The sequence below is a fragment of the Actinoallomurus acaciae genome (assembly GCF_042429965.1).
GTDB lineage: Bacteria > Actinomycetota > Actinomycetes > Streptosporangiales > Streptosporangiaceae > Actinoallomurus > Actinoallomurus acaciae.
Genome location: NZ_JBHLZP010000282.1, coordinates 1 through 10,725 on the forward strand (window position 1 = coordinate 1; position 10,725 = coordinate 10,725).

A 10,725-nucleotide genomic window follows, 5' to 3' on the forward strand; every position below is an offset into this window, starting at 1 on the left:
CCGACCGCGTACGGCGTCGTCCGCGGCGCGTCCGCGGTGGCCTCCGCCGGGACGGCGCCCAGGGTGGCCGAGGCGGCGAGGATGAGGCCCGCGGCGACGCGGCCGGCCGGAATCGAGGTTCGCATCATCTGTCCCCCGCCCTTCAGTTGCAGGCCGGAGCGGCCGGGACGCAGTTGTCGGGCGTGTTGCCGCGCACGATCGAACGGCGCAGGGTCACCGACCCGAACACGCCGCCGGCGATCGTGGCCCGGTTGCGCAGGACGAGGCTGCGGATGAGCGAGGTGGTGCCCGCGTTGAACACACCGCCGCCGGCGTTCGTCGCGGTGTTCTCGTTGATGGTGGCCTGGATGACGCGGGACACGCCGCCCGGCTGCGTCGCCAGGCCTCCACCGTTGCCCGTGCCCGCGACGGACAGCGCGCTGGTGGCGTTGTTCGCGACCAGACGGCTCGCGAAGATCGTCAGGTCGCCGGCATTGTCGATCCCGCCGCCGTTGCCCGTGCCGGTCTCGGCGAGGGCGCGGATGGCCTCGTTCGAGCTGATCACGCTGCGGGCGACCAGCGCACGCGCACCCGGGAGGTTGGCCAGGGCACCACCGTTGCCACCGGCGACGGCCGAGGCGCCCGCGAGGTTGCCGTTGAGGGTCACATGGTCGAGTACCAGCCGACCGGCGTTCTGGACTCCGCCCCCATTTCCGGCAGGATTTCCATTGCGGAGAAAAATGCCTATGACCCGAAGGCCTCCCGAGGCCCCGACGTCCAGGAGCCGGAAATTCGCGGCCGTCGCCGGATCATGCCTGATCGTGGTGCTCGGCCCGCCGACGAGCACGACGTTTCCGGTGATCTGCGGGAGCTGGGAGGTGATGTTGTAAACGCAGCGTGGAGCCAGCCGGAGTATGGCGGGTGAGGCGTTCGCCGCGATGACCGCACTGGCCAGCGCCGTGGCGTCACACGCCACCGCGAACTGGCCCGATGCCGATGCCGATGGCGCGCTCACCGGGGCCGCCATCATCGCCGTGACGACCCCGAGGCCACCGCCCATTCTATAGAAAGAGCGCATTCCAGGTTCCCTCTCCCCGATAGTGGTTAAATTGCCATCGACGACGGACATAAGTGTCGAACGCCGGGCATGGAAAATGAAGCCACGCGCAGGCTAACTCGGCGAGGGCAATGATGTCGATCTTTATTTCTTTACTCGAATTACGCCGTCTTTTTGGAGACCTGCTCCGGCTCCGTCGAAAAGGCGAGAAATCGGGTCGGAGGATCAGGATGCGGCACCGGCCGCACAAACGCCGCGCCGGAGGCGCCGGACGGGATCAGGCGTCGAGGCGAATGTAACCCGCGAAGCGACCCGTCGTACGGTCGCGGCGGTAGGAGTAGAGCTCCGGGCTCTCGATGGTGCAGCGGCCGTCGTGGTGGATCTCGGTGACACCCTCGGCGGCGAGCTGGGCCGTGATGCCGGAGCGCAGGTCGAGGGCCGGGGTGCCCCGGCGGGTCGTGGACCACGACTCCGGCAGTCCCGCCGAGACCTCCTCGCGCAGCTCGGCGGAGACCTCGTAGCAGAGCCCGCAGGCGCACGGGCCGATCAGGGCGCTCATCCGGGCGGGATCCGCGCCGCGGGCGGTCATCGCCCGGACCAGCGCGGGCACGACGCCCTGGGCGGTGCCGGCCCGCCCGGAGTGCGCGGCGCCGACCAGCCCGGCATCCGCGTCGGCGATCAGCACCGGCGTGCAGTCGGCGACGAGCACGCACAGGGCCAGACCCGGCTCATCGGTGAACACCGCGTCCAGCGCGGGCGGCTCGTCCCCGAACGGCGCGGTCACGTACGCGACGTCGGCGCTGTGGACCTGCCGCATGAAGACGACGCGTGCCGGGTCGGCCCCGAACTCCAGCGCGGTCTTCTCGCGGTTCTGGCGGACCGCCTCGGGGTCGTCGCCGACCGCGCCGCCGAGGTTGCGGCTGTCGTACGGCGCGGCGCTGACGCCGCCGAGCCGATCGGTGATGACGGTGCGAACTCGACCCGCCGGCTTCATCGCGTGGCTCCCCCCGATGTATCGCCGCCGAGCTTAACCGAGCCGTGCTCAGCCCCGCCCGCGGCGCCCGCCGTCAGCGGCCGACCGGGGAGTTGTTCTCGCAGGTCAACGCGATGGCGTACTCCTAGTCGTCGGACTCCGGCGTCGGGGCCGGTGCCGCCCGTACGGCTGAGGGCACGGTGCACCGCGTCCTCGCCCAGGGGACGCTCTGTCCGGTGATGGGGCCAAGGCGGAGGTAAGGCGCGTCCAGCGGGAAGCCCGGCGATACCTTCACGAGTCACCGCGCTCGGGTGTCACCGGTGCTCATCGTCGAGGGCGACGACCAGATCCGTACCTCGCTGGTGCGGGCGCTCACCGAACACGGCCGCGCCGTCTCCTCCGCGCACACCGCGACGAGCGCGGGTCATCGCCAAGGCGCGGTAATAATCCCTCCCGTAAACGGCGGGAAGACGATCACTGGTGCGGCACCGGGTACGCCAGCGGAACGCGCATCGCATAAATCCCCGACGCACAAGAGGTCACGAGGAATGATTCACCATGTTGTCGCCATTTCGGCCGCGACGACCTTCATCGGGGCCACCCGCACCCCACCGGCACACGCGGCGCGGGTGCCCGCCGTCGCGCGTCGCGACGGCGACCACCATGGCAACGGACACCACAACCGGAACATCCTCTCGTCGGGAAGTCCCACCCACAATCGCGGCTACCAGCACACCAACAACGGCAACGCGGGCGGTACGAACCCGGTCCAGAACGGACTCTGCCGGCGCGTCACCTCCTGCACCATCATCCAGAGGGTGACCATCATCCAGCCGGAGCGGCCCGCCCCGGCGCCCGCCACCCCGCCCGCCGACGTCAAGCCCCAGATCGTCCAGCCCCAGGCCGTCCCACCGCAGACCGTGCAGCCGCCGGCCGTCGTGCCACATACGGTCGTGCCCCAGGTCCGGCCGGTCCCGAGACCGCGCCCGCGCGCCCCGTTCCTGTACATGGGGCCGGAGGGGTTCATGATGATGGCGTCCGACTCGGGAACGGGCTTCGGGACCTCGGCGGGCGCCGACTCTCTCCCCCTGCCTTTCGGGTTCTTCGGCTGATTCCGGCCGGGGCAAAGAGAGGGCCATCATCCCCGCCCGTACGCGGTGCGCCGACGGCGACCGGGTATGGAGGCGAATGCACGCGATGTCCCCGACCGAGCCGGTCCGCGCTCCCGCCGAAAGGAGTTCGCCCATGAGAGGAAAAGGCGACCTCGTCGTCCTCCTCACCCTGGGGATCTGCCTGACCGCGGCCCCGGCGTACGGCGCCACGACGGCGGGCCTGCCCGGCGACACCAACCACAACGGCAACGGCACGTACAACCACAACGCCTTCTCGATCCGCAGCCCCACACGCAACAGCGGCTTGCAGGCCATCTCGAACGCCAACGCGGGCGGAGCGAGCTCCAGCCGCAACGCGCTCTGCAGGCACGTGCGGTTCTGCCGCATCCACCAGGTGAGCTTCCCCTGATGACGACGGCGACCTGAAGCCCGTCCCCACGCGGGCCGCCACCGCCGGTGCCACGCGGGACCGGCACGGCGGAGCGCACCTGGGCCACGGCTACCCGCACACCGCCATCGATGACCACTCCCGCCCGGCCTACACCGAGATCCTGGCCGACGAACACAAAAGAAACCGCCGTCGCGTTCTGGCACCGCGCTCACACCTACGTCACCGGCTGTGGCATCACCGTGCGGCGAGTCCCTACCGACAACAGCGGCTGCTACAAATCCCATCCCTGGCGCGACGCCCTCACCGCTGCCGGCATCACCCACAAGCACACCCGCCCCTACCAGCCCCAAACCAACGGCAAAGTCGAACGCCTCCACCGCACCCCGGCCGACGAACGGGCCTACGCTCGCCCCTACACCAGCAAAACCAAACATGGCACCGCCCTTGCACCCTGGCTGCACATCTACAACCATCACCGCAGCCACACAGCGCTGGGCGGCCTCCCACCCGCCAGCCCCCTCACCAACCTGACGGGACAGAACACCTAGAGCCTGTCCCGAAGTGATCGGGTCGTGGGTTCTCCACAGCCGTGCGCGTGGTCTTCCTTTGGCGTGTGGGGTGGCTTGACAATGGAAGTGGGGTCGGCGCCCCCTGGGAGGGCGGGGAGTGTCCCGGACGGCGAGACTTTGAAACACGCCCTAGCGGTCCTGGTCGGCGAAGGAGTAGACGACGCCGCCATCCCTTCGCTCGGGCGTGACCGGCACCGCGCGGCCGGTCCGCCACGCCAGGTCCGCGGCGGTCGCCAGGTCGAAGGCGGCGAGTGCGTCCAGGCCGGTGACGGCGGGCGCGGTGCCGTCGCGGACGCAGCGGGCGAACGCCTCCATCTCCTCGGCGTAGGCCAGCGGGTACCGCTCCTCGAAGTCGCGGTTGATCCCGTACGTCGCGCCGTCCGGCGTCAGCCACTGGTAGTGGCGGTGCTGCGGCCGGTCGATCCGCACCGTGGCCGACCGGCCCATCACCTCGGTCGAGCACTCGTACCCGTACCCCGCCGCGCGGCTGTTGTCGATCACGCCGAGCGCGCCGCTCTCGAACCTCAGTACGACCAGCGCGGTGTCGATATCGCCGATCTCCCCGATGGCCGGGTCGGCGATGGCCGTCCCGTACGCGGCGACCTCGACGACCTCCCCCACCATCCAGCGCGCGGTGTCCAGGTCGTGGATGGTCATGTCGACGAAGAACCCGCCGGAACCGGCCAGGAACTCCACCGGCGGCGGCTTCATGTCGCGCAGCGACGTACGGAACAGGTACGGCTCGCCCATCTCGCCCGCGTGGATGCGCCGGGTCGCGGCCACCCAGTCGGGGTCGTAGCGCCGGTGGAAACCGACCTGGAACCGCACGCCCGTGGCCGCGACCTCCTCGACGGCGCGTACGGTCGCGGCCCGGTCGAGGGCGATCGGCTTCTCGCAGAAGACGTGCTTGCCAGCCCGTGCCGCGCGGACCACCAGGTCGGCGTGGGTGGCGGTGGGAGTGGCGACCGCCACGGCGTCCACGGCGGGATCGCCCAGGATCTCGTCGGCGTCGGCGGTCCAGGGCACGTCGAACTCCTCGGCGGCGGCCGCGGCCATGCCGGCGTCGGCGTCGGCCACGACGGCCAGCTCCGCCGACCGGCAGCGCCCGGCCAGGTTGCTCGCGTGGATGCGGCCCATCCGGCCCAGGCCGATCAGGGCGACTCGCACCTTCGGTCTCATCGGACTCCTCGCGTCACTGTCAGGGGACGCCGTACAGACTGACAGCTCAGGAATCCCGGGCGCGCCGCAGGCTGATGCAGAAGCAGGCGCCGCCGTGGTCGCCGGGCTCGTAGCGCACCTCGCCGCCGTTCGCGCGGGCGAGGCAGCGGACGATCCACAGTCCCAGGCCCGAGCCCTCGGTCCGCCGCCCCGCGCCCGGCTCCCGGGCGAAGCGGTCGAACAGGCGGGGCACGAAGTCCTCCGGGACGCCGGGGCCGCTGTCGCTGATCCGCAGCTCGATCCGGTCGTCCTCCCCGGTCGCGCTCACCTTGATCGGCGGCCGCCCGTACGCGAACGCGTTCTCCAGGCAGTTGACGAGCATCGAGGACATCTCATCGCGGTTCACGTGCGCGACCAGGCCGGCGTCGCAGGTGACGGCGACCTCGCCGGCCTGCTCGCCGAAATCCGCCAGCCGTTCGAGGGTCAGTTCGAGGAGTGGCACGCGTTCGAGCGGCGGCCGTACGACGCCCTCGTCGATCCGCGCCGCGGTGAGCAGCTTGGCCACCATCGACTGGAGGAAGGCCGTACGTTCGGCGATGCGGTCGACGACGTCGGCGCGCAGCTCCGGCGTGAGGGTCGCGGCGGGGTCGCGCAGCACGTCGGTGAGCGTACGGATCGCCGCCAGCGGACTACGGAGCTCGTGGGCCACCACCGCCGCGGTCGCGTGCTGGCGCTCCAGCGCACGCTCCAGGTCCTGTTCGAGCCGGCGCCGGCGGGTGACGTCGCGCAGGGCGGCGACGTGGAGGTGCTCTCCGTCCAGGAGTGTGCTGGTGACGCGCATCTCCACGATCCGCTCGCCGCCGTCGGGCAGCATGAGTTCCACCTCGGTCGCGCGGCCGGCGACGATCGGGAAGCCGAACGGACCGCCCAGCAGGTGGTCCGCGGGGCGGCCGAACAGCTCCCCGGCGGCGGGGTTGCAGAAGCGGATGTACCCGTCATCGCCCACGAGGACGATGCCGTCCGCCGACGCCGAGATGATCGCTTGCCCGGCGTCCCGGCCGGTCCGCGGCCGGCTGCCCGATACCGGGGTGCTCATGTGCCCTCCTCCGCCGGCGGGGAGACATCCGGGGCGCCGTGCTCGTCGCCTCGCCGGTACTCGAGCGGCTCGCCGTGCTCATCGATTCGCCCGCTCATGGTGGCCCCGTCTGGTCCCCGCCCGCGCCGCCCGCGGGCTCTCGTACGGCGGCGTCCGGCGCGGCCGGCCACGGCGGCTGCTCGGTCAGCGCCGCGCTGCCGGACAGCACGTGCGCGACCCGTGGCAGCGGATCGCCGATGTGCATCCCGGCGTCGTCGATGGTGACCTGCCGGATGGCGTGGTCGTGGGTACTGCCGCGCGCCTGGAGCACGGCGATCGCGCGCTGGATGTCGCCGATGCGCTCGACGTAGCGGAGCATGATGGTGACATCGGTGACCCGGGCGATGTCGATCCCGCCGGACGGCGTCCCGCCCGACGGCGACTGGCCGGTGTAGGCGGCCGTGATGAGCGTGGTGATCTCCCGCTCGCGGACCATCGTCGTGAGCGCGATGACGAAGTCGAGCAGCGACCGCGTCGAGACGACCCGCTCCAGCGACGAGAGCGTGTCGATGACGATGCGGCTGGGCGCGTAGTCGGTCACGGCGTGCCTCAGGTGCATGAAGTGGTCTTCGGGCGAGGCCGACTCGGGGTAGTCGGCGTGCACGAGCAGCCGGTTCGCCGCCTCCATCGCGTCCAGATGCATCCCCCAGCTGGCGGCGTCGCGCACGAGTTGCTCGCGGGTCTCGTCGAATGTGCAGTACAGGCAGCGCTCGTCCGCGCCGGCCGCCCCGCAGGCGAAGTTCAGGCCGGTGAGCGTCTTGCCCACGCCGGCGGGCCCGGTGAGCAGCGCGATCGCGTCCTTGAACAGGCCGCCGCCGACCATCTGGTCGAGCTCGGGGTTGCCGGTGGAGACGCGGACCAGGGACGCGCGCGCCGGCGGGCGGGCCACGCCGAGCGGGATGACGACGAACCCCTCGCGGGGGTCGATCGTGAACAGCCACTCGCCCGTACGGTGCGGCAGGCCGCGGAACTTGACGATCTCGACGGTCCGCCGCCGCCGCTCGTCCCGCAGGACGTTGCGGAGCACGATCACGTTGTCGAGCACGAACTCCTCGACGCCGTACCGGGAGATGCCGTCGTACTCGTCGGTCCGCTCGGAGGAGAGCACGAGCGTGACGCCGAGCGACCGCATGCCGGACACGATCCGGACCAGCTCGCGCCGCATGATCCCCAGGTCGGTGAAGCGACCGATGATCGAGCTGAACGAGTCGAAGGAGACCCGCCGCGCCCCGCTGCGGCGGACCGCGTGGTCGATCCGGGCCATCAGCGCGCCGAAGTCGTACGCGCCGACGGTCTTGACCGGCTCCTCGCCCTCGAACGGCGAGGCGTCGACGAAGATCCACCGGCCCTCGCGCTCCCACTCCTCGACGTCGAAACCCAGTGACGCCGCGCTCCAGCGGATCGAGTCCGCGGTCTCCTCGGCGGTCACGAAGACCCCGGGCTGGCCGAAGAGCAGGATGCCGCGGGCGAGGAACTCGATCGCGAAGCACGTCTTGCCGCTGCCGGTCGTCCCGGTCACGAGTGCGGGCCGGCCCTTGGGCAGGCCGCCCGCGGCGATGTCGTCGAAGCCGCTGATCCCGGTCGGCAGCCGCTCGATCGGCCGACGTGCCGTCATCGTGGTCCCTCCTCCAGTACCGCGCCGGGCAGCCCGAGTACGGCCGCCGCGCGTTCGTGGTCCGACAGATCGCCGACGACCCGCAGCTGCGGCGCCGGCGTGAGCCGGATGACGGTGGGGGTGGCGAGGATCCGTGCCTCCTCCGCCTGGTCGGGCCGCTCCGTGACGTCGATGATCTCGATCGCATGGCGGGCCAGACGCGCCTCGCACAGCAGGCGCAGGTTCGACTCGGCCGCCTCGGACCTGGCGGTCCGCCCGGCGACGTAGAGGCGGAAGGAAAAATCGATCATTGATCCTCCTGCGGCGGAGGGGGTGACCACCGGGGCCGCACTCGGCGATGGGAGGTGCAGCACACCTGGGTACGCTGGGAAATGTCCTGTTCCTCGGCCTACCCGCGCCGTACGGTCCGGACACCGGCGGCGGGCAGGGCCGTCTGGAGGCATGCCGATCATGGGTCGTGCGTTCGGATGACGCGAGTACTGCTCGTGGAAGATCAGCGAACCCTCGCCGAGGCTCTCGCGATCGCCGTCGACGCCCAGCCGGACCTGGAGTGCGTCGGCGCGGTGGGCACCGCCGAAGAAGGGCTGCTGCTGGCCCGCGCGCGGCACCCGGACGTCGTGCTCATGGACGTCCATCTGCCGGGCGCCGACGGCATCGACGGCACCCGGCTCATCAAGGCGGAGTGCCCGGACGCCCGGGTCTTCATCCTGACCGGGGACGCCGCGCCGGAGCTGTTCGCCGCCGCGATCGCGGCGGGCGCCGCCGGGTTCCTGGCCAAGGACGGGCCGTTCCCCGACATCCTCGCGGCGATCCGCACGCCTCCGGCGACGCGGGCGATGGTGGCGGGCGGCACGTTCGCGGCGCTGGTCGCCGAGTACCGCCGCGGTCTGCGCGTGCAGGCCGCCGAGGAGGAGCCGACCCCCCTCACCCGGCGCGAGAGGGAGGTCCTGGCGCTGATGGGCGAGGGGCTCGGCGCGCGGGTGATCGCGGCCCGGCTGGGCATGAGCGAGCACACCGCCCGCGGCCACGTACAACACATCCTGCACAAGCTCGGGGCACACAGCCGCCGTGAGGCGGTCGCCGTCGCCGCCCGCAAGGGGCTGCTCCCCGCCGGTCGTCAGGACCGTTCGGGGTCGAGGGCGAAGGATCCGAACACCGGGTCGCCGGCGCGCTCGTAGGTGTGGACGGTGACGCCGGCGCCGGTCGTCCGGGTCGCCACGTGGCGCATCGTCGCGGGCACCGCACCGGCTCCGAAGAGACGCTTGCCCCGGCCGAGCACCACCGGGTAGACGAAGAGCCGGTACTCATCCACCAGGTCGTGGGCCACCAGGGTCTGGAGGAGGCCCGCGCTCCCGTGCACCTGAAGGTCGCGGCCGGGCCGGCTCTTCAGCTCTCTGACCTGCTCCACCACGTCGCCCGTGAGCAGGGTCGTGCCCTCCCACGCCGCCGACTCCAGGGTCCGGGTCGCGACGTACTTCGGCAGGGTGTTGAGCGCGGCGGCCACCGGATCGTGCTCGTCGGTGACGCGGGGCCAGTGCGCGGCGAAGATCTCATAGGTCGTACGGCCCAGCAGCAGCGCGTCCGCCGTCGCCATCCACTCGACGACGTGGCGGCCCATGTCCTCGTCCGCGAAGGGCACCAGCCAGCCGCCCAGGTCGAAGCCGTCGCTCGGGTCCTCCTCCGGGCCGCCGGGGCCCTGCATGACGCCGTCGAGGGACAGGAACGTGGTCACGGTCAGTTTCATCGCTGCTCTCCTGGGGCCTGCGGCAGGGTCCTGCCGTCGCGATCGGTGTGTCCCAACCCTGATACCGACAACTTTTTTTGTCAAGACTTCTCTCATTGTCGGATTGAGCCGGGGGTCCGCCCGGGAGTTAGCGTGGAGCCACCACAGCCACGTCGGGAGAACAGGTGAGGCGGTCGTTATTCGTCCTGCTCACGGCCAACGGCGTCTCACTCACCGGCAACGCGCTCTCGATGCTGGCCGTGCCCTGGTTCGTCCTGCGGACGACCGGCAGCCCCGTGCGTACGGGCCTGGCGGCCTTCGCCTCCGCCCTGCCGGTGGTGGTCTCGGCCGCCTTCTCCGGCGCGCTCATCGACCGGATCGGCCTGCGGCGCACCAGCGTGTGGTCCGATCTGCTGAGCGGGCTCATGGTGATCGCGATCCCGGTGCTCTACCTCACCACCGGGCTGTCCTTCGAGCTGCTGCTGGTGCTGCTGTTCGCCCGGTGGCTGCTCGCCACGCCGGGCGAGACCGCGCGGGAGGCGATCGTTCCCGACCTGGCCGTTCGCGCACGGGTCACCATGGAGCGGGCCACGGCCGCCTACGACGGGGCGTACCGCGGCGCCAAGATGGTCGGCGCACCGCTCGGCGGCCTCCTCATCGTGTGGCTGAGCCCGACCGACGTGCTGTTCCTCGACGGCGCGACCTTCCTGCTGTCGGCGGCGCTGGTCCGCGTGGGCGTCCCCTCCACCGCCGGCCCCGAGCGTGACGGCGGCTACCTCGACGGCCTCGGCGAGGGGCTGGCGTTCCTCTGGAACGACCGGCTGCTGCGGTCGGCGGTCGGCATGATCCTCATCACGAACCTGCTCGACGCCGGCCTCGGCCAGGTGCTGCTGCCGCTGTACGCCCGCGACGTGGCACACGACCCACGGGCCTTCGGGCTGCTCGTCGGCGCGGTCGGCGCGGGCGCCGTGGCCGGCACGGTCGCGTACGCGGCGCTGGGCGCACGGCTGCCA

General features: G+C 71.5%; 12 protein-coding genes. 5 read left to right on the forward strand and 7 right to left on the reverse strand.

Annotated features, from left to right (window positions below; all coding sequences use genetic code 11):
- Positions 1–142: 142 nt before the first annotated feature.
- Positions 143–1,108, reverse strand: coding sequence for a hypothetical protein (locus tag ACFFNX_RS30400; RefSeq protein ID WP_378209303.1), 966 nt, complete (start codon positions 1,106–1,108; stop codon positions 143–145).
- A gap of 205 nt (positions 1,109–1,313) precedes the next feature.
- A complete protein-coding gene (pgeF, locus tag ACFFNX_RS30405) occupies positions 1,314–2,030 on the reverse strand; it encodes a peptidoglycan editing factor PgeF (protein ID WP_378209304.1) in 717 nt (238 codons plus the stop codon).
- 527 nt (positions 2,031–2,557) lie between these two features.
- Here pgeF and ACFFNX_RS30410 point away from each other — a divergent pair.
- The 3 genes from ACFFNX_RS30410 (at position 2,558) to ACFFNX_RS30420 (ending at position 4,060) form a co-directional block, all read left to right on the forward strand.
- On the forward strand, positions 2,558–3,121 hold the full coding sequence (locus ACFFNX_RS30410; RefSeq protein ID WP_378209305.1) for a hypothetical protein: 564 nt from the start codon (positions 2,558–2,560) through the stop codon (positions 3,119–3,121).
- Positions 3,122–3,254: 133 nt separating this feature from the next.
- Positions 3,255–3,530, forward strand: a complete 276-nt coding sequence (locus ACFFNX_RS30415; protein WP_378209306.1) for a hypothetical protein — start codon at positions 3,255–3,257, stop codon at positions 3,528–3,530.
- Positions 3,531–3,640: 110 nt separating this feature from the next.
- A complete protein-coding gene (locus tag ACFFNX_RS30420) occupies positions 3,641–4,060 on the forward strand; it encodes an integrase core domain-containing protein (RefSeq protein ID WP_378209307.1) in 420 nt (139 codons plus the stop codon).
- Between the two features lie 150 nt (positions 4,061–4,210).
- Here ACFFNX_RS30420 and iolG read toward each other — a convergent pair whose 3' ends face one another.
- The 4 genes from iolG to ACFFNX_RS30440 all read right to left on the reverse strand — a co-directional run bounded on the left by iolG (position 4,211) and on the right by ACFFNX_RS30440 (position 8,279).
- Positions 4,211–5,260, reverse strand: coding sequence for an inositol 2-dehydrogenase (gene iolG, locus ACFFNX_RS30425; RefSeq protein ID WP_378209308.1), 1,050 nt, complete (start codon positions 5,258–5,260; stop codon positions 4,211–4,213).
- A 46-nt stretch (positions 5,261–5,306) separates the two neighbouring features.
- On the reverse strand, positions 5,307–6,335 hold the full coding sequence (locus tag ACFFNX_RS30430) for a PAS domain-containing sensor histidine kinase (protein WP_378209309.1): 1,029 nt from the start codon (positions 6,333–6,335) through the stop codon (positions 5,307–5,309).
- A 94-nt stretch (positions 6,336–6,429) separates the two neighbouring features.
- Positions 6,430–7,989 carry a circadian clock protein KaiC gene (kaiC, locus tag ACFFNX_RS30435; RefSeq protein WP_378209310.1) on the reverse strand — a complete coding sequence of 520 codons (1,560 nt, stop codon included), beginning with the start codon at positions 7,987–7,989 and terminating at the stop codon, positions 6,430–6,432.
- Positions 7,986–8,279, reverse strand: a complete 294-nt coding sequence (locus ACFFNX_RS30440) for a circadian clock KaiB family protein (protein WP_378209311.1) — start codon at positions 8,277–8,279, stop codon at positions 7,986–7,988. Before ACFFNX_RS30440 ends, kaiC begins: the two co-directional genes overlap by 4 nt.
- Before the next feature lie 177 nt (positions 8,280–8,456).
- On the opposite strand from ACFFNX_RS30440, the gene ACFFNX_RS30445 reads away from it, so the two are divergent.
- On the forward strand, positions 8,457–9,167 hold the full coding sequence (locus ACFFNX_RS30445; RefSeq protein WP_378209312.1) for a response regulator: 711 nt from the start codon (positions 8,457–8,459) through the stop codon (positions 9,165–9,167).
- On the opposite strand, the gene ACFFNX_RS30450 is transcribed toward ACFFNX_RS30445, so the two are convergent.
- Positions 9,107–9,733 carry a dihydrofolate reductase family protein gene (locus ACFFNX_RS30450; protein WP_378209313.1) on the reverse strand — a complete coding sequence of 209 codons (627 nt, stop codon included), beginning with the start codon at positions 9,731–9,733 and terminating at the stop codon, positions 9,107–9,109. The genes ACFFNX_RS30445 and ACFFNX_RS30450 overlap by 61 nt on opposite strands.
- 164 nt (positions 9,734–9,897) lie before the next feature.
- Here ACFFNX_RS30450 and ACFFNX_RS30455 point away from each other — a divergent pair.
- A partial coding sequence (locus tag ACFFNX_RS30455; RefSeq protein ID WP_378209314.1) for an MFS transporter occupies positions 9,898–10,725 on the forward strand: 828 nt, incomplete at its 3' end.